The following is a 17223-nucleotide window of genomic DNA, read 5'->3' on the forward strand; positions in this document are numbered from 1 at the left end:
CCGCGCGCTGCTTCGATAGCCTGCGTGTGGGCGCTGCGCCGTGGACTCGCCATCTGCGCTGCGCCCACGCGCCACGGACTCGCCACCATGAAGCCATCGTCTCTCGCGCCCGTGCTGGCCCTCTCCGCGCTCGCTGCCGGCTGCGGCTCGGAGCCTGAAGGCCCAGACCTCGTGTGGCCGATCGGGGGGACGGACGAGATCCAGCCGATGTCGTCGAGCTTCGGTCCCCGCCTGCAGACCTCGCGCGATGGCGTCTACGACTTCCACCGCGGCATCGATATCCCCACCGTCATGGGCACCCCGGTGTACGCGGTCGCCGACGGAAAGGTGATACGCGCAGGCCGCTACCAGGATTTCGAGGACGTCGTGGTGCAGATCGAGCACTGCGATCAGCCGGGCGCGTGCCTCTACAGCACCTATATCCACCTGGCGATGCCGCTCGTCGAGACCGGCGATCAGGTCGGGCGCGGTCAGCACATCGGCTATACCGGGCTCGCCGCCAGCAGCCTGTTCCCCCACCTGCACTTCGAGATCCGCGAGGGAGGGCACGAGAAGGTGTACTGCGTGCATCCGCTCCGCTTCCTCCCCACGCCGGGCGGGCTGCCCCCGGCGCTCTCCGTGCGCCGCACCGACGAGGACTCCACGTCGAGCGTGTCGGTCGAGGTCGAGGCCACCCTGCCAGGCATCTCCCCGGGCCTCGTCGAGCTCGCGGTCGCGACGTCCAGCCGGTCGACCGGGGAGGTCATCGAGGAGCGCGTGTTCAACTACGAGGAGTGGAACCGCAAATATACAGCGGAGGGAGACGCCGCGACCATCGACGAACAGAGCCTCGGAGGCATCCGGATCGAGCCGGCGAAGTTCAACGCGCAGTCCGCGGCGTACGTGATCGCGTTCCGCTTCAGCGACCTCGGCGGGACGGCGTCGGCCGACGACCTCCAGATCACGGCGCGGGCGCGCGACGTCGACGGCCATGTCGTCGAGGCGCGCGCGCCCTGAGGCGACGCGGCGCGCGGCTCAGGCCTCGCCGACCAGCGCCGCCATGTCCGCGGGCAGCGACGACGTCACCACGAACGCAGGCACCGCGTCGCTGCCGCCCCACCCGATGTAGTGCGCGTGCAGCGCGTGGCGGCTCAGCCCCTCCACCGCGGGCCCGCCGTAGAGCACGTCGCCGGCCAGCGGGTGCCCCACCGACGCGAAGTGCGCCCGTATCTGGTGCCGCAGCGCCCGCGGGGCCCGCGCCTCGACGAGCTCCCAGAGCCCCACCTGCCGCACGCGCTTGTACATCGTCGCGGCCGGCCTCGGGGCGTATCGCGCCACGTCGCGCGGGTGGATGCACGGGTAGACCCGCTTCTTGTCCTTCGGGTGCGGCGCGAGCGGCACCTCGATCGAGCCCATCTCGGGAAGATCGCCGATCTGGCAGATCAGCAGGTAGCGCTTGTCGAGCCGCCCCTCCTTCAGCCCGGCGCCGAGCGCCGCGAACGCCGTGGCCGTGCGCGCCGCGAGCACGAGGCCGCTCGTGTCCGTGTCCAGCCGGTGGCACAGCCCGGGCTCCCGCGGAGAGAAGCCGATGCCCGCCATCTCGGGGTACCGCGCCACGAGCGCGTTCGCGACCGTCCCGCGCTCGCCCGGATGGAGCGGCGCCGTCGGCACCCCGGCGGGTTTGTTCACCACCACCAGGTCGTCGCGCTCGAGCACCACGTCGAGCGGCGCGGAAGGATCCGGCGTCGCCGCGCCGGAGGCCTCCGTCGGCTCGACGTCGACCTCCAGCACCTCGCCGGCCGCCGCCACGTCGCCCTTCGACGCGCGCCGGCCAGCGCCGCTCTTCCCCACGCCGAGGACGCGCACGCGCCCCTCGGAGAACAGCCGCTTCGCGCCCGCACGCCCCAGCCCGGGGAGAAGCTGCACGAGCAGCTTGTCGAGGCGCGTCCCTGCATCCAGCTCGGTGATCGTGATCTTCATAGCTCCTACGGAATCGCCCCCTGCCACCCGAGGCCGAGCGCGGGCGCTCGCCGGCTCCCGACCACGCTCTCTCCTATCACTCCCAACATGGGCAGGCCGAACCGGTTCCACGAGGGGCCCGCGCTGCGGGCTCCGGCGCCGGCAGGGCGGGTCACGCGCCACGCTACGCCCGCCCCGAGCAGAAAGCCCGCGGCCGTGGCGCCGACCCAGGCCCGCTGCTGCGCCTCGGTCGGGGACTCGAACACGAGCGGGCTGGCGAGCGCGGCGGCGCCCAGCCCGCCGAGCATCGCGCCCACGTCGATCGCCAGGATCTCCGACGGCGTGACGTCGAGCTGCGTGGCCGCCGCGGCCGCCGCCAGCCAGCCGAGCGCCGCGCCGTAGCCCATGCCAGCGATCGGCGTGCGCTGCACGTCGCCCCGCCCCGCCCACTCGACAAGCCCGCCCAGCATGAGCCCCAGCCCGCCGCCCGACTGCGCCATCAGCGCGCCGCCCTCGGACATCCGGCCCAGCGAGAGCCCGAGCGCCGCCAGCGTGATCCCGGCGGTCCCGCCGATCAGCCCGGACGCCCAGCGCTCCTGGGCCGGATCCGCCGCGTGCTGCGCGAAGCGGCCCTGGTAGATCAGGTGCCCCGCGATCGTCGGCCACCACGTGCCGGACCCGAGGTACCACGCGTCGGCCACGCCGACGTCCCACTCCTCCGCGATGATGATCGCGCCGCCGAGCCCGATGCCGGCGCCGACCGCCAGGAGCGGATAGAGCAGGCGCGGATCGTCCGAGCCGCTCGATCGCTGGATCGAGAAGCCCACGAGGCCTCCGTAGAGCGTCGCGTTGGCCGCGAGCGTCGCCTTCCCCATGCTGCGCGCCGGCGTGGCGAGGCGCCCGCGGCACCGCTCGGGGCACGGCGCCTCGCGGGCCGACGCAGGGGCCGCGGCGGCGCCGGCGTCGAGCTCGGCCAGGAGATCGCGGAGCATCACCGCGGCGCGCGCCGCGAGGTCGTCCCGCGCGACGCGCTCGACCCGCACCCTCAGCGACCTCGATCCGCCGGACGCAACGGCGAGCCTGAGCTCCACCTCGTCGCCGCGCAGCTCGAGGCTCGGCGCGATGAAGAGCTCGTCGCCGGAGCGCGCGCGCTCGATGAGCTCGGCCTCGTCGGGGCGCGATCGCGAGGCGACGCGGCCCGCCAGATCCACCGAGAGGCCGAGGTCCTGCGCCGTGTCCGACAGGAGCGCGTCGAGCGCGCTGGCGAGCGGCGCGGCGCGCTCCTCGGCCCCGGGCGCGACCGCGGTCGCGAGCACCACGGCCGATCGCGACGGCCGATCGGGTCGCGGCGGCTGCGCCGATCGCTCGTCTCCTCCGGAGCGCGCGGGCAACGCCGCGCCTTCAGGCTGAGCCGACGCTGGCAGCGCCGCGGCGAGCGCCGCGGCGAGCGCCAGGGCGCCCGCGCCACCGCGGAGGTGCCAGGGGTCGATCATGGGGTTGCTGCTTCGGCCAACGGCGACGCTCGCCGCGATGGCCACGCCGCTCGGGGCGTCGATCAGAACATGAACGTGCCGCTCGCGAAGAGGTCGAACGTGTTGCTGTCGTTGACGTAGAAGCGGCGGCCGACCGCGTTGATGGTCGGGCGGTAGTTGGGGTTCGGGCTGCCGGTGACGGTGAGGCGCCCGTCCGCGTCCTGGCGGCGGCAAGGCCCTGCCGCCCCGAGGCTGTCCTTGAACTGGGAGTTGCACGGCTGGTCGCCGCCGATGCCGTGCCCCCCGTCGTGGCGGAAGCCCGCGCCGATCTGGAACTTCACGAGCTCGGCCGCCCGCCACGTCACGCTCGCCGAGGCGCGGTACGAGCCGTACGGCTGGACGTCGCTGAGCCCCGTGAAGTACGTCCGCTGCGAGCCCTCGTCGACGATCGACGGCGAGCAGGCCCTCGCATCGCCCGTCCTGCACAGGTCCGGGTCGTACGCGTCGTTGTCGCGGAACGCCGCCCACTGCGGCTGGCGCAGCGAGCTCGCGTCGCTCGAGCCCAGCGCGTCGAACAGCTCCGAGTAGTCGCGCCCCTCGGAGTGGTACTCGCCGGTGAAGCGCAGATCGAGCGTGAGCCCGGTGTACTTCTCGCGGTTCTCCCAGGGGACGATCAGCACGCCGAGCATCACGCTGCCGACGAGCGGCGGGTGGTTCACCAGCGACGTCTTCAGGTCGGTGAGGCCGTAGTCGCTCGACTCCTGCTGGAACTCGAACAGCGCCTTGAACCCGCCGTACGGCTCGACGTACTTGATCCGCTTCGACAGGTACGTGTGGACCTCGAGGCCGATGGTGCCGCGCGACACGCCGGGGTCGCGCTGGGCGACCCTCTGCCCCTCGAACTCGCTGTCGCTGCTGTTGTTCCGGTTGACGTCCGTCGGATCGGCGCACTTCACCTGGCCGCTCTTCGGCGACTCGGTGCAGGCGTGCATCGGCTCGCTCACGGGGAAGCGCCCCTCGACCCCGAACAGCCAGGTCGGCTTCGTCCGGTCGCGCGCCTGGTTCATGATGTTCACGTCGAGGCCGACGGCGAGGTACTCGATGCCGCTCCGGTTCGGCGACGTGAAGGGCATCTGGAACAGCTGCTCCCCGGGGGCCCCCGCGAGCGCGACGGCCTGCGCCTCCGCCCCGGCGCTGCCGTTGAGATCGGTGAGCTCGCGCGCGTGGTTCAGGATGAGCGGCATCCTGAGGTAGAGCGCCAGGTCCCGGTAGAGGCCGACGTCGAGGCGCAAGTTGAGCTTCGAGGTCGCCTCGTTGTAGGTCGCCACGTTGAGCAGGTTCGACGTGTAGCCGCCCGACGACAGCCCCGGCCCGGCGATGCTCGTCTCGCGCCGGATCTTCGCGCTCTTCGTCGCGTACTCGAAGCCGAAGCTGAAGTTCAGATCAAAGGTGTCGCCGTCGTCGAAGGCGTCGACGACGCTCGTGATCTCGCCGGTCTCCATCATGAGCCGCGGCTCGGTGGCGCTCCGCGGCTCGTCGGCGGCCGCGGGGGACGCCGCGAGGAGAGCCGCCGCTAGGGCCGCGAGCGACGCGAACGCCGAGCCCCCAGCCACGTTGATGGCGACGCGAGCGAGATGGCCTTCGCAGTACCTTCTGCCGTGCATGCTCATGGTTATCCGTCGGACGGACGCTACCGGCCGGGGTAGGAGGGTGTCAATCCGCGAATCGCTCGCCCGGCTCGCGCGGTCCCGCCCCGCCGCTCCCGCCGCGGCAATCCGCTCCGTTCCGCTCCGCTCCGCTCCGTTCCGCTCGGCCACGGCCGCGGGGGCGCCGTTCAGCGCGCCGAGGAGCGCTCCTCGGGGGCGAACGGGCTCTTCCCCTCCTCGCTGTCGGGGAAGATCTCGCTCGTGATGTCCTCCGCGGCGAGCTCCTCGCGGGCGGTGCTCAGGTCGCGCGACGTCTGATCGAGCCGGTCGGCGAGCACCCCCAGGAACTGCCAGAGCAGCTTCACGGCGAGCTCGTGCTCCTTGCGGAGGATCTCGAAGAAATCGGCGCGCCGGACGGCGATGAGCTCGCTCTGCTCCACGGCCGAGACGGTGGCCGAGCGCGGCATGCTGCGGATGAGGGCCATCTCGCCGAAGTGCTCGCCCGGGCCGACCTCGCTCAGCACCGATTCGCCGCGGATGATCCGGACGAGGCCCGAGAGCACGATGAAGAGCTCGTCGCCGCGATCGCCCTCGCGCACCACGATCTGGCCGGGCTCGAACGAGAGCACCTCGGCGACCTGCATGACCCGGAGCATCTCGCGCTCCTGCAGGCGCGCGAAGAGCGGCATCTTCGCGAGCACGTCGCGCTTCAGCGCGAGCAGCCGGGCGCGGACGCTGTCGCGGTGGTCGCCCTGGCCGAGCCGGACGAGGATCGCGGTGATGTTGTCCTTGCCGCCCTTCCTGTTCGCGAGATCGATGAGGCCGTTCGCGGCGATCTCGCCGTTCTCCTCCTCGAAGAACGGCTCGAGCTCCGCGGTGTGCGCGATGTACCCGTGGAGCCCGTCCGACGCGAGGAGGAACTGATCGCCCGGGAGCACCTCGATCGTGAGCGTGTCGACCTCGACGCGCTCGTACACGCCGACGGCGCGCGTGATCGCGTTCTTCTGCGCGACCTTCTCGATCTGATCGCGCGTGAGCTTCCCGCGCTTGATGAGCTCGTTGTAGACGGTGTGGTCCTCGGTGACCTGCTGGATGCGCCCCTCGCGGAGGAGGTAGATGCGGCTGTCGCCGACGTGCGCGATGTAGCCGTGCGAGCCGGCGATGAGGAGGGCGGAGAGCGTCGTGCCCATGCCGCGCTTCGTCGTGTCGGCCTTCGCTTCCTCGTGGATCCGGGCGCACGCGCGCTGGACGGCGTGCTCGAGCAGGCTGAGGACCTCCTTCATCGCGGCGCGCCGCACGTTGCTGCGCGCCTGGTTCTCGATGAGGTCCCGCTCCTTCTTCAGCTCCTCGTGGATGATGCGGACGGCGAGCGCGCTCGCGACCTCGCCTGCGGCGTGCCCGCCCATCCCGTCGGCGACCACGAAGAGCGCGAGCTTCTTGTCGACGAGGTAGTTGTCCTCGTTGTGGTCCCGCATGCGGCCGACGTCAGTGGCCGCATAAAACCTGATGTTTTCGGACAGGCCCATCGGTTCGGGCAGGCTAACCGAGGGCGCGGGAGGAAATCACTACCGATTGCGCCCACCGCGAACTAGACGGTGGAGGACGTCGACGGAAGACCTCCTCCCGTCCATCGCGCCCTCGCCGCGCCCGGGGCGTGCCCGCTGGCGTACGGCGCGTGCGGCGCGCCGCGTGCGGCGTCGGGAGGCGCTCGGGGGGCGGGTGGGGAATCGACCGCGTGGCCGCTGTTGCGAGCGGCGGTACATTCGGAGCGCGTAGAATGGGGGGTTGTATGCGGCTCGTCCTCTTCGATAACACCGACGTCGGGTGGGGTAGCGCGCGGCGGGCAAACGGCGCGAGGCGGCGCGATGGCGCGGCGGCGCGCGCGCACCCAGCTGCGGCGGACTCCGCCGGTTCCGCCGAGACCGGGGACCTCGAGGTCCTGGGTGAGGCCGTGGGCGCGACGATCGGGCTCACGCCGATCTGGCGCGCCGGCGCGCTGCTGCACCGCATGACGGGCGCGGCCGACGCGTGGCAGTCCGCCGCGAGCTGGGCCGAGGCGCTCGGCTGGGCGGCGCGCGCGGCGCGGGAGCGCGGCCGGAAGATCGCGTCGCTGCAGGCCTGGGGGCACGGCGGCTGGGGGTACATGCGCATGGGCGCGACGCGGCTCGACGAGGCCGCGCTCCGGCCCGGCTCGCCGCTCGACGAGGCGCTCGACGCCCTGAGGGCCGAGCTCGCGGGGCCGGACGCCCTCGTGTGGCTCCGCTGCTGCAGCGCCTTCGGCCACACCGGCCGGTCCTTCGCGCAGGCGCTCGCGAGGCGGCTCGGCTGCCGCGTCGCGGGGCATACGTACATCATCGCGTTCTACCAGAGCGGGACGCACTCCCTGCGCCCGGGCGAGACGCCGTCGTGGGATCCACACGAGGGCGTGCGCTTCGACGGCGGGGTGCCGACCGGCGCCAAGTGGTCGTCGCGCGGGGCGCCGAACACCGTCTCGTGCCTGGCGGGCGATCTCCCGCAGGGCTACTGACGCCGAAGGCGCGGGTGAGGCCCGCCGCGGGTGAGGCCCCGCCCGCTCGGGCGCTCGACCCGCGCCGCCGCGCCGGCGTACGCTGCCGCCATGACGTCGTCCGGAGCGCAGCGAGCGCGCGCGCTCGATCTGCTGGGCCGCGGAGACATGGCGGGCGGGATCGCCGGGCTCGAGGGGCACGTCGCGGGCGCGCCGGACGACGTGGGAGCGTGGCTCGCGCTCGGGGCCGCGTACGCGGCGGAAGAGCGCTGGGCGGACGCGGCGAGGGCGCTCGCGCGCGGGGTGGAACCCGGCGGAGGGGAGGAGGGAGGGGAGGAGCTGATCGAGGCGCGCCTCGCCTACGCCCGCGCCCTGGTCCGCCTCGGCCGGCTCGACGAGGCGGCCGCGGAGCTCCGGCGGGGCGCGGCGATCGAGCCGCCCGATCCGCGGGCGCTGCGCGAGCTCGGGGTCGTGCTCTACGATCTGCGCCTCTACGACGAGGCGGCGCGCTGGCTCGCGCGCGCGTGCGAGGCGGCGCCGGAGGACGCGCGGGCGGCCTTCGCGCTCGGGCTCGCGCACGAGGCGCGGCGGGAGATCGCGCCGGCCATCGCGGCCTACCGCGAGGCGGTGAGGCGCGCGCCCTCGTTCGCCGACGCCCGGCTCACGCTCGCGGACGCGCTCGCGTCGATCGGGGAGCACGAGCGAGCGCTGGGCGAGCTCGAGGCGCTGCTCGCGCGCGAGCGGAGCCACGAGCAGGCGGCGAGGAACCGCGAGGTGCTGCAGCGCGCGCTCGCCGAGATGCGCGCGCGCCGGCTGCTCGGCAAGACGGAGCGGGAGCTCGCGCGGTCGGCGCTCGTCATGGAGGCGCAGCTCAGGCGCCGCGAGGCGCGCGCGGCGCCCGCGACGGCGGAGGGCGCTGCAGCGCGGCAGATCGTCCGCTACACGGCGCCGCTCCTCGAGCTCCACGTGACCCTCGACCCGAGCAGGGGCCCCGGGAGCGGCGCGATCGAGGCGCTGCACCTCGCGCTGACCGATCCGGACCGCGCCGCGCGCGCAGAGGACGACGTCTTCAAGGTCACGGTGATCGGCGAGGACGGCCGGCAGGCGCCGGTCAGCTACGCGACGGGCGCGTCGCTCACGCTCGTGCGCGAGGCGATCGGCTGCCCGATGACGCAGGCGAGCGCGCTCTATACCTCGCTGCTGAAGGGGAGCCCGTCGGTCGACTGGGGCGGCGCGACGCTGCGGTTCGCGAGCGTGCCAGGCACCGGCGGGGCGCCCGGCGGAGAGCGGCACGGCCTCCTGGTCGGCCAGCGCGCCTAGCCTCGGCTCGGCGGGGTGGCGCCGCGCGGCGCGTCGCCGGGCGCGATCATCCCGAGATCGAGCAGCGAGGAGTAGTGCCCGTCCGGCGCGAGGATGACGTGGTCGACGAGCGGCACGCCGATCACCTCGCCGGCGGCGGCGACCGCGTTGGTCATGGCCACGTCCTCGGGCGACGGCGCCGAGTCGCCGCTCGGGTGGTTGTGCACGAGCACGAGCGCCGAGGCCGCGTCCGAGAGCGCGGCGCGCAGGATGTCCCTGGCCGTGACGGAGCACCCGTGGAGCCCGCCCTGCGCGACCCTGCGCGCTCCCCTCATCCCGTTGCGGCCGTCGAGCGAGATCACCCACATCTGCTCGTGATCGAGCGGGCCGAGCTGCGCCGCGCACCACGCCGCGATCGAGGCCGAGGTGCGCACCGGAGGCCGCGGGCGCACCGCGCGCTCGAAGGCGCGCCGCCCGAGCTCGAGCGACGCGGCGATCCGGAGCGCCTTCGCGAGCCCGAGGCCGGGGTGCTCGGCGAGCGCGTGCGGGCCGAGCCGCGCGAGCCCCTCCAGCCCGGCGAAGCGCGAGAGGAGCGCGGCGGAGACGAGCGTCACGGGGGTGCCGACCAGCCCTGTGCCGAGCACGATCGCGAGCAGGTCGGCGTCGCCCAGCGACCAGATCCCCTCCTCGAGCGCTCGCTCTCGCGGGCCGACAAAGGCGGCCAGCGCAGAGGGGTCGTCGGTGCACGTCTCGGGGAGATGATCGGACAGCAGGGCGGCGCGCTTCCACGGGCTCATGCGCGAGCGACAAGCACGCGGCGGGCCCGCCTGCCGGCCCGGGGCGCCGCGGGGGCGCGCGCGCCGGCGAGGCGGCGGAACGGCGGCGGAGGGTGGCGGCCGCCAGGGCTGCGCGCCATCGCCCGGAGCGGGAACGGAGACGCGCGCGCGTCACTCGACGCGGACGATCGTCTCCGCGGGGAGGCTCTCGGCGAACGCGTCGCGCGCCGCGCGCACCCTCGCCTCGACGAGGCCGTCGAACGTGAGCTTCGTGCGGTACTCGACGCCGGACCACCTCGGATAAGAGCCGATGTCGACGTCGCGGTGGGCCTCGACCACGCGGTCGAGCATGGGCTTGAGCTGCCCCTCGTCGAGGGTCGTGAACACCGCGAGCGAGACGAACGGCGCCCCGCCGGAGAGCTCCGCCTGGATGAGCGCCTGCTTCGCCCGGAAGATCTGCGGCACGCCGGGCAGCATCCACACGTTGCGCATCACCACGCCGGGCCACGCGGCGCTGCCGCCGGTCACGAGCCGCGCGCCCTCCGGGATGCGGGCCATGAGCAGGTGCCCCTCGGTGAGCCGATCGCCGTAGTAATCGCGCAGGAGGCTCTCGATGTTGGGCGCGCTGACCACCGGCACGCCGAACGCGCGCGCGACGCCCGCGATCGTCAGGTCGTCGTGCGTCGGGCCCACGCCGCCGCTCGTGAAGACCCAGTCGTGCGACGCCGCGAGCGCCCGCACCTCGGCGGCGATCACCTCGATCTCATCGAGCACCATGACCGCCCGCTCCAGCCTGACGCCGAGCGCGCGCAGGGTGCCCGCCAGCACGAACAGGTTCTCGTCAGCGATCTTCCCGCTGAGCAGCTCGTTGCCGATGATCAGCGCCGCTGCGGTCCTCATGTCACCCTTCTTCCGCTCAGCTCTCGAACTCGCGCGTCACCGGGCGCCCGTCGGCGTCCATCCCGAGCAGCTCCTCGACGCGCTTCTCCGCGCGATCGAGGCGCTCCTGCGCCGACCGCGAGAGGCGGATGCCCTCTTCGAAGAGCGAGAGCGCGCGCTCGAGCGGCAGATCGCCGCCCTCGAGCTCCGCGACGATCTTCGCGAGGCGGCGCGTCGACTCCTCGAACGACATCGCGCCGGCGCCCGCGTCGCCGCTCCGCGGAGCGCGGTCGGCCTCGGCCTTCGCCGACGCCCCGGCGGCGCCGGGCTCCGCGCTCGATTCGACGCGTGATTCGGCGCGTGATTCCACGCCCGCGCCGCCCTCGTCCGTCGCGTTGCTCATCGTCGTCATGAGCCAGCGTCCCCCGGGGGTGCGGCCGGCGCAAGCAGGACGGCGCTCGCGCCGGGCGGCACCGCCGGCACGAGGAGCACGCCGTCGGGATCGGCCACGACGGGGACCGCCAGCCCATCCGGCCGGACGAGCCGCGCCGGACGCGAGGAAGCGCTCCCGGACGCGCTCCGGTCGTTCGGGACGATGGCCACCCACACGACGCCCGTCGCCAGCGCGGAGCGCGGCCGATCGAGCGCCCGCGCGTCGGCGCCGGAGAGGGCGGCCCGCGCGAGCGCGCGCACCCCTTCGTCAGGATCGAGGTCCCGCGCCGCGACGAGGACGCGCCTGCGCTGCACCTCGGTGCGCCGGGACAGGCCGCGGACGATCGCGCGGCGCACCGCGGGGTCGTCCTCGAAGCGGTACGCGCGGGCGAGAAGGGAGACGCTGTCGGGCATGGGGTCGCTCCCGAGGCCGAGCGCGACGTGCGCGCGCACGACGGGATCGCCCCCCTCGAGCAGCCGCTCGATCCTGCCGCGGACCACCTCGTCGTCGCGGGCCGCGAGCGCGCGGGCGGCGAGCGGCGACAGCGGTCCGCCCGCCTCCGCGAGGGCGGCGAGCCGCGAGGTCGCGATCGCCCCGCCCCCGGGCTCCGCGAGCAGCGCGACGCCGGCGGAGATCGCCGCCGCGTCGGGCGCCGGGTCGCCGCTCTTCGCGGCGCTCGCGGCGCCGGGCGGCGACCCGGCGCCCGACGCGGCGAGCGCCGCGAAGAGCGGCGCGAGGGCGGCGAGGGCGCGCTCGCCCCGAGCGAGCGCGCCGCGCGCCGCCGCGTGGACCGCCGCGCGATCGCAGGAGGACGGGGAGCAGGCGCCGACGACATCGACCGCGTCGCGGAGGCCGAGCGCCACGGCGCCGAACACCCCGACGGCGCGATCGCTCGACCCGCTCGGCGCGGCGAGCGCGGCGAGCAGCCGCTCCTCGAGCGCCTCGGGCGCGTCGTGCAGCACGAGCCCGCGGACCACCCCGGCGCGCAGGCCGAGCCTGCGGAGGTCCGCGTCCTTCGCGGCGCGCGGGCCGTCGAAGAGCTCCGCGACCGCGGCCCGCGCCTCGGCCCCGGGCATCGTCGCCAGCGCGAACGCGGCCGCCGTCGCCAGCTCGGGGCGCTCGTTCAGGACCCGGCGCAGCTGCCGCGCCGCCTCCGCGCCGCCCGCGCGGCCGATCGCCGCGACCGCGCGGGGCCGCGCGTCGTCGGGGAGCAGCGGGAGAGCGCGCGCGAGCGCCGGCACGAGCCGCGCCGCCGGCCCGAGCTCGGCCAGCCTGAGCCCCTCCATCCGCCCGAGCTCGGATCCGAGCAGCGCGGCCACGGCGTCGGCCGCCTCCGGCGCGCCGAGGTACACGAGGATCTCCGCCGTCGGCTCGAAGAGCCCCGGCTCTGGCTTGCGGAGCCACGCGCGGGCCTTCGCCAGCGCCGCCTCGTCGCCGAGGCGCGCGAGGGCGCGCGCCGCGGCCACCTGCGCCGCCCTGTCGCCGCCCTCGAGCATCGGCCGGAGCGCCGCGATCGCCCGGAGATCGCCGAGATCGCCGAGGAAGCTCGCGAGCGCCGGCTCGAGCCGCTTGCGGCTGCCGAGCAGGAGCTGGAGCGACGCTGGCGGGTGCGCCTTGATCGCGCGCGCGGCGGCCTCGCCCGCGGCCCCGCCCTGCACGATCGCGTTCACGAGCACGCCGAGCGCGCGCCGCTCGCCCGTGCGCGCGAGCGCGAGGGCGGCGGTGCCGCGCAGCACCTCGCCGAGCGGCGAGGCGGCGCCGCGCGCGGGCGCGCTCTCCGAGAGCTCGCGCGCGAGGAGCTGGCGCACGCTGTCGCGCTGCGCGTGCGGCGCCAGCGCCCGCACCGCCGCGAGGCGCGTCCTGGGATCGCGCGCCCCCGGGGCGCCGTGCTGCTCGAGCGCGGCGAGCAGCGCGCTCACCGCCTCCTCGGTGCCGATCGCCCCGAGGCGCTCGATGCCGCGGAGCCGCGCCGCCGGGTCGCTCGACGAGAGCAGCCGCTCGGCGACGGGCACGCCGAGGCTGCCGCGCAGCGGCGTCGCGCCGGCCTCGGCCCCCGCGGACGCCTTGCCGCCTTCCTCCGCGGCCTGCGGCGCCCGGGCGGTCCGCGCGACCGGCTGAGGCGCTGCCGGGCCCGCCATCGCGGTGGCCGCGAGCGCCGCGGCGAGGCCCAGGGCGCGGGGGGTTCCAGGGAGGAATCGCATTCGCTGCGCCGCACTATCCCGCGATCGACGGCCCGCTGTCACGCCCCAGGCCGAGCCGTGTCAGCGCCGCGTGACAGCCTGGAATTTGATGGAAGCACGCGCTAGGTCGACCTACCGTGCAGCCGCGAAATGCGGCTGTGAGAGAGGTGACGCTTGATCGACCTGGTACGGACACTGGAAAAGGCCATCACGGTCTCCGCCGACAAGGCGTGGCCGGTCTTGCAGCGACTGAGCCGCCTCGGCGGCGAGCCCAGGCCGTTTCACCCGAAGTGGAGCGACAAGCCGATCCCGAGGGGCGGCGAGCGCACGAAGCCCCCGCTCGGCTGGCCTCGCGAGACGGACAGCCTGTGCCCGCGCTGCGTCAAGGAGGCGCGCGACGAGATCCTGAGTGGCAGGGCGGACTGGACCAAGCTCATCACGGACAAGCCCGGGGAGATCCGCGCCAGCATCGTCGCGCGCGAAGGGCGCGTGGTCATGGAGAAGACGTGCCCGAAGCATGGCTTCTTCTCGGACACGATCTCGATCGACCCGGCGTTCCTGGCGCGGATCGAGCGCCTCTTCGGCGGCCGCGACGTCGAGATGACGAAGGACAGGATCCACAACCACGGATCCAGCACCATCCGTTACGGTCGCGGCGCGGTGCTCACGGTCGACCTGACGAACCGCTGCAACATGATGTGCGACCCGTGCTTCATGGATGCCAATCAGGTCGGCTACGTGCATGAGCTCTCCTGGGAGGAGATCACGAGGATCCTGGACGACGCGGCGGCGGTGCGCCCGCGCCGCCAGATGTCGATCCAGTTCTCCGGCGGCGAGCCGACGCTGAGCCCGCACTTCCTCGACGCGATCCGGTACGCGCGCGAGAAGGGCTACTTCGCGGTGCAGTGCGCGACGAACGGGATCCGCTTCGCGGACGAGCCGGGCTTCGCCAGGAAGGCCAAGGAAGCGGGCCTCCGGATGGCGTACCTGCAGTTCGACGGGGTCACGAACGCCGCGAACGGCCACCGGAAGATCGGGAACCTCTACGACGTGAAGCTGCGGGCGATCGAGGAGCTCTCGGCCGCCGGGATCGACGTCATCCTGGTCGTGACGATCGTCAACGGGGTCAACAACGATCAGGTGGGGCCCATCATCGACTTTGCGGTCCAGAACGCCGACAAGATCACCGTCGTCAGCTTCCAGCCGGTCAGCTTCACCGGCCGCGACGAGGACATCTCCGACGAGCTGCGCGAGAAGCAGCGCTATACGCTGAGCCACCTCGCGCACGACATCGCCCGGCAGACCGGCGTGACCGACCCGCTGCGCGACTGGTTCCCCCTGTCGGCGCTCAGCCCCTTCGGCAACGTGACCGACCTCCTCGACGGCCCCGACAAGGACTGGGGGCAAATCAACTGCGGCTGCCACCCGAACTGCGGGATCGGGACCGCGCTGTTCGTCCACAAGAAGACGAAGCAGATGGTCCCGCTGCTCGACTTCATCGATGTCGAAGGGCTGCTCTCCGACCTGCGCGCGATCTTCGACGCGGGGCACAGCCGCGCCCTCACGAAGGCGCAGGTCGTCGCAGCGCTGCTGCGCCATTACCAGCCGGACAAGGCGCCGCCCGGCTTCCACCTCGCGACGCTCGTGAAGCAGTTCATGAGCCAGACGGGCGCCGCGCACGCCGGCGAGGGCGACGCCCGCGAGTACGAGTGGCGTGTCCTTTTCGTCGCGGGCATGTGGTTCCAGGACCTGTTCAATTACGACTTCCGCCGCACCGAGATGTGCATCATTCCGTACGGAACGCAGCTCGGCGAGATCAGCTTCTGTGCGTACAACACCGGGGCTGGATGGCGGAATATCCTCGAGAAGATGAAGGCCAACGCCACGGTGGCCGAGTGGTACAAGAAGCACGGTAGGCACCCTGTCTATGCGAAGAATCAGGATCTTCCTTTACCGGCCTACGACAACCCCCTGACGATCATCGAGCACGACCTTGCGTTGCGCGAGCGCGAGCAGGGCGACGCGCGCTCACGGCGGACGGCCAGGCGGCTGCCGATCGTGAGCTGATCGCGCTCCCACCCCGCGCGCGGCCAGGGCAGCGCAGCGCAGCGCTGCCCCGGATCGCCGAGAGACAGGTCACGTGAGCCGCTGGGCTCGGCGATCGGTCGCAGGGCACCTCACATCGACACAGAATCCGGTTCTCCTCGCTGCCGTGTGGGAGGAGGCTCGCGTGAGCGGCGCGGGAGTCGTGGAGAACGCACCACGCATGGTGTAGTCTGGTCACGTGACCTTGCACGCGGGCCGCTATGAGAGCTTGCGCGCCATCGCGTCAGGCGGCATGGCGACGGTGTATCTCGGGCGGGCCCTGGGCGCCGGCGGGTTCGAGCGCCTCGTCGCCCTGAAGATGATGCACCCGCACATCGCGGCGGAGCCCGAGTTCGTGGCGATGTTCCTCGACGAGGCGCGCCTCGCGGCGCGGGTCCGCCACCCCAATGTCGTCGCGACGTTCGATCTCGTCGAGGACCCGCTGTTCCTCGTCATGGAGTACATCGAGGGGCCGTCGCTGCACAGCTTGCTCCGCACGTGCGCGCGGGCGAAGCGGCCCGTCCCGCTCGGGATCGTGCTCCGCATCTTCCTCGACGTGCTCGCGGGTCTCCACGCCGCGCACGAGCTCACGGGGGGCGAGGGCGAGCCGCTCAACCTCGTGCACCGCGACGTCTCGCCGCAGAACGTGCTCGTCGGCGTCGACGGCATCGCGCGCATCACCGACTTCGGCGTGGCCCGCGCCGAGACGAGGCTCATGTCGACGCGGGGCAACGCGCTCAAGGGCAAGCTCGCCTACATGGCGCCCGAGCAGATCCGGGCCGCGAACGTCGACCGTCGCAGCGACGTGTACTCCGCCGGCGTGGTGCTCTGGGAGATGCTCACGGAGGAGCGCCTGTTCAAGGCCGACAACGACGGCGCGCTGCTCGCGCAGATCCTCCAGGGCGCGCCCACGGGTCCGCGCGGGGTGGTCCCGTCGGTGCCGGCCGCGCTCGACCAGATCTGCATGCGCGCGCTGCGCACCGACCCCGACGATCGCTTCCCGACCGCCGCGGCGTTCGCCGAGGCGCTGGAAGACGCAGCCACGCAGACGCCGGGCCTCGCTGTGTCGTCGCCCCGGGCGGTGGAGGCGCTCATCAAGGAGGTCGGTTTGCGCGGGCCGCCGGAGAGCCTCACCGCGCCGGTCAGCGCGCGGGGCGGCCCCGCGTCGGCGCCCCGGTCGGGGCGATCGCCGCTGAGCCAGCGCTCTCCGTTGAGCGATCCTCTGCCCCTGAGCCCGCGCTCTCCGTTGAGCGATCGTCTGCCCCTGAGCCAGCGCGCTCCCCTGACCCAGCGGAGCGTCGAGGCGGCGCAGGACAACTCGGGCGCCGAGGGCAGCGCGCCGGGGCTGGGCGCCGTCGTCTCCGAGGCCGTCTCCCGCGGCCGGCACCACATCGTGCGCCGCCGCGTGCTCGCCAGCGCCTGCGCGGTCGCGCTCGCGGTCGGGGCGGGCGCCTTTCTCGCCGCCGGCCAGCAAGAGCCAGCCGCGCCCTTCACGGCGGAGAGCGCCTCTGCCTCCCGGATCTCGTCCTTCTTCCCCGCCGCCGCGGCGGCCAGCGGGCCGGTCCAGGCGGCCGCGCCTGGGCATCCCGGCGAGCTGGCCGGGTCCGCGGTCCCCGGCGGCTCCGCTCAGGGCGCTGTTCCCGACAGCTCCGCTCAGGGCGTGATTCCCGGCGGAGCCGCCCAGAGCCCCGCCCCTGACCGGCCCACCCAGGGCTCCGCGCCCGGTGGGCCCGCGCAGGTCCCTGCCCCCACCGCCCACCGTGCGACGAGCCCCGCCCCGCGGCCGAGCTCCAGAGCGACCCCGCCCGCGGCCGTCAAGCCGAGGACGAGCCGGCCCGACACGCGCACGACCAGCGGATCCACGGCCCCGACGGCGAAGCCGGCCACCCGCTCATCGACCGTTCGGAGCGCAGCGCCGAAGACCGCGCCAAAGGCGCCAGAGCCGAAGCGGAGCGCTCCGCGGACGACCTCCCGGACGCCCTTCAAGCCATCCGGCCTGTGACGCACGC

Annotated in this window: 13 protein-coding genes; 5 read left to right on the forward strand and 8 right to left on the reverse strand. The window is 73.9% G+C overall.

Translation table 11 applies throughout. From position 1 onward, the window contains the following. Positions 1–87: 87 nt before the first annotated feature. Positions 88–996, forward strand: a complete 909-nt coding sequence (locus tag WMF12_RS33515) for a M23 family metallopeptidase (RefSeq protein WP_437851968.1) — start codon at positions 88–90, stop codon at positions 994–996. 18 nt (positions 997–1014) lie between these two features. Here WMF12_RS33515 and WMF12_RS33520 read toward each other — a convergent pair whose 3' ends face one another. From WMF12_RS33520 to WMF12_RS33535, 4 genes are all read right to left on the reverse strand, one after another. Next, a complete protein-coding gene (locus tag WMF12_RS33520; RefSeq protein ID WP_437851970.1) occupies positions 1015–1959 on the reverse strand; it encodes an RluA family pseudouridine synthase in 945 nt (314 codons plus the stop codon). A gap of 5 nt (positions 1960–1964) precedes the next feature. Continuing rightward, positions 1965–3431, reverse strand: a complete 1467-nt coding sequence (locus WMF12_RS33525; RefSeq protein ID WP_437851972.1) for a hypothetical protein — start codon at positions 3429–3431, stop codon at positions 1965–1967. 62 nt (positions 3432–3493) lie between these two features. Continuing rightward, a complete protein-coding gene (locus tag WMF12_RS33530) occupies positions 3494–5074 on the reverse strand; it encodes a hypothetical protein (RefSeq protein WP_437851974.1) in 1581 nt (526 codons plus the stop codon). Between the two features lie 170 nt (positions 5075–5244). Further along, a complete protein-coding gene (locus WMF12_RS33535; RefSeq protein ID WP_012239102.1) occupies positions 5245–6582 on the reverse strand; it encodes a Stp1/IreP family PP2C-type Ser/Thr phosphatase in 1338 nt (445 codons plus the stop codon). Positions 6583–6845: 263 nt separating this feature from the next. On the opposite strand from WMF12_RS33535, the gene WMF12_RS33540 reads away from it, so the two are divergent. Beyond that, the gene (locus WMF12_RS33540) at positions 6846–7583 is read left to right on the forward strand and encodes a hypothetical protein (protein ID WP_437851976.1); all 738 of its coding nucleotides are present in this window, start codon (positions 6846–6848) and stop codon (positions 7581–7583) included. Between the two features lie 90 nt (positions 7584–7673). Further along, positions 7674–8882 (forward strand): tetratricopeptide repeat protein, encoded by a 1209-nt coding sequence (locus WMF12_RS33545; RefSeq protein WP_437851979.1) that lies wholly within the window; start codon positions 7674–7676, stop codon positions 8880–8882. Here the strand turns inward: WMF12_RS33545 and radC are convergent. The 4 genes from radC to WMF12_RS33565 all read right to left on the reverse strand — a co-directional run bounded on the left by radC (position 8879) and on the right by WMF12_RS33565 (position 13150). Continuing rightward, positions 8879–9658 (reverse strand): RadC family protein, encoded by a 780-nt coding sequence (gene radC / locus WMF12_RS33550; protein WP_437851981.1) that lies wholly within the window; start codon positions 9656–9658, stop codon positions 8879–8881. The genes WMF12_RS33545 and radC overlap by 4 nt on opposite strands. Positions 9659–9808: 150 nt before the next feature. Further along, on the reverse strand, positions 9809–10537 hold the full coding sequence (locus WMF12_RS33555) for a competence/damage-inducible protein A (RefSeq protein ID WP_437740741.1): 729 nt from the start codon (positions 10535–10537) through the stop codon (positions 9809–9811). 16 nt (positions 10538–10553) lie between these two features. Next, positions 10554–10919 carry an exodeoxyribonuclease VII small subunit gene (gene xseB / locus WMF12_RS33560; protein ID WP_437851984.1) on the reverse strand — a complete coding sequence of 122 codons (366 nt, stop codon included), beginning with the start codon at positions 10917–10919 and terminating at the stop codon, positions 10554–10556. A gap of 5 nt (positions 10920–10924) precedes the next feature. Continuing rightward, a complete protein-coding gene (locus tag WMF12_RS33565) occupies positions 10925–13150 on the reverse strand; it encodes a HEAT repeat domain-containing protein (RefSeq protein ID WP_437851986.1) in 2226 nt (741 codons plus the stop codon). 153 nt (positions 13151–13303) lie between these two features. Here WMF12_RS33565 and WMF12_RS33570 point away from each other — a divergent pair, with 153 nt between their 5' ends. Beyond that, entirely contained in the window at positions 13304–15196 is a 1893-nt protein-coding gene (locus tag WMF12_RS33570; protein WP_437851988.1) for a radical SAM protein, read from the forward strand. Positions 15197–15413: 217 nt separating this feature from the next. Next, complete coding sequence (locus tag WMF12_RS33575; protein WP_437851990.1) at positions 15414–17216, forward strand: protein kinase domain-containing protein; 1803 nt, start codon at positions 15414–15416, stop codon at positions 17214–17216. The last annotated feature ends 7 nt before the right edge of the window (positions 17217–17223 follow it).

The sequence above is a fragment of the Sorangium sp. So ce363 genome, from assembly GCF_051520435.1.
Lineage (GTDB): Bacteria > Myxococcota_A > Polyangia > Polyangiales > Polyangiaceae > Sorangium > Sorangium cellulosum_B.